Source organism: Agrobacterium sp. NPDC090283, assembly GCF_044769685.1.
Lineage (GTDB): Bacteria > Pseudomonadota > Alphaproteobacteria > Rhizobiales > Rhizobiaceae > Agrobacterium.
In genome coordinates this window covers 1-1,219 of the sequence record NZ_JBIVYG010000052.1, presented here as the reverse complement: position 1 = coordinate 1,219, position 1,219 = coordinate 1, and the positions used below count along the sequence as shown (strand labels likewise).

General features: G+C 56.7%; 1 protein-coding gene. It reads left to right on the top strand.

Translation table 11 applies throughout. The features are described 5' to 3' along the window. Nucleotides 1–59 precede the first annotated feature (59 nt). Nucleotides 60–1,186, top strand: a protein-coding gene (locus tag ACIQUH_RS27875; protein WP_400821441.1) for an IS3 family transposase whose coding sequence is annotated in 2 segments (ribosomal slippage) — nucleotides 60–288 and nucleotides 288–1,186 — 1,128 coding nt in all. Because the reading frame shifts where the segments join, the coding sequence is not laid out codon by codon here. The last annotated feature ends 33 nt before the right edge of the window (nucleotides 1,187–1,219 follow it).

Genomic DNA, 1,219 nt, shown 5'->3' with positions numbered 1-1,219 from the left:
TGAATAGCCCCAAGATTTGTAGACACCTTCTTTCCTAATTTTGAGGCAAGAAGAGCATCATGGGCAAATCGAATTTCAGCGAAGAGTTTAAGCGTGACGCGGTGCGGCAGATCACGGAGCGGGGCTATCCGGTGGCTGAGGTTTCGCAGCGTCTCGGCGTCAGCCAGCATTCGCTGTATGAATGGAAGAAGAAGTTTGCTGGGTCGGACTCCAAGGGCAACGACGAGGCCGAGGAGATCAGGCGGCTGAAGAAGGAACTGGCCCGCGTCACTGAGGAACGCGATATCCTAAAAAAAGCGGCCGCGTATTTCGCCAGGGATGCAAAGTGAAATACGCATTCATTGCCCTGCATCGCGTGCAGTTTTCGGTGCGGACGATGTGCCGCCTTCTGCGGGTTCACCCGAGTGGATTTTACACCTGGCTGAAGAACCCGCTGAGCAGGCGAGCCAATGAGGACAAGCGACAGACCGATCTGCTCCTGAAGGCATGGGAAGAGAGCGGCAAGGTCTACGGTTATCGCAAGCTGCACGACGACCTTCTCGATCAGGGAGAGATGTGCTGCCCGAACCGGGTCGCGCGCCTGACGCGTCTCGCCGGAATAAAGGCGCAGATCGGCTACAAACGCCGTCCCGGCATCTATGGCGGCAGACCGTCTGTCGTCGTCGATAATAAGCTCGACCGGCAATTCGACGTAGCAGCTCCGGACAAGGCCTGGGTCACGGACATCACTTACATTCGAACCTGCGAAGGTTTCGCTTACCTTGCGGTTGTCATCGACCTCTATTCTCGCCGGGTCATCGGCTGGGCGGTGCAGAGCCGACAGACCACGGACGTCGTATTGCAGGCTCTGCTCATGGCGGTGTGGCGACGCAAACCGAAAGACAAGGTGCTGATCCACTCGGATCAGGGCTCGCAGTTTACCAGCATGGACTGGGCCTCGTTCCTCAGGCACCACAATCTGGTTCACTCGATGAGCCGACGCGGCAACTGCCATGACAATGCGGTGGCCGAGAGCTTCTTCAATCTTCTGAAACGAGAGAGGATACGTCGCAGGGTTTACCGTTCACGCGATGAAGCACGCCAGGACGTGTTCGACTACATCGAAATGTTCTACAACCCGAAACGCAAACACGTCAGGAACGGGATGCTGTCGCCCGTCGAGTTCGAGAAGCAGCAGAAAATCTAACCCGAGGGTGTCTACGAAACTCGGGGCTATTCA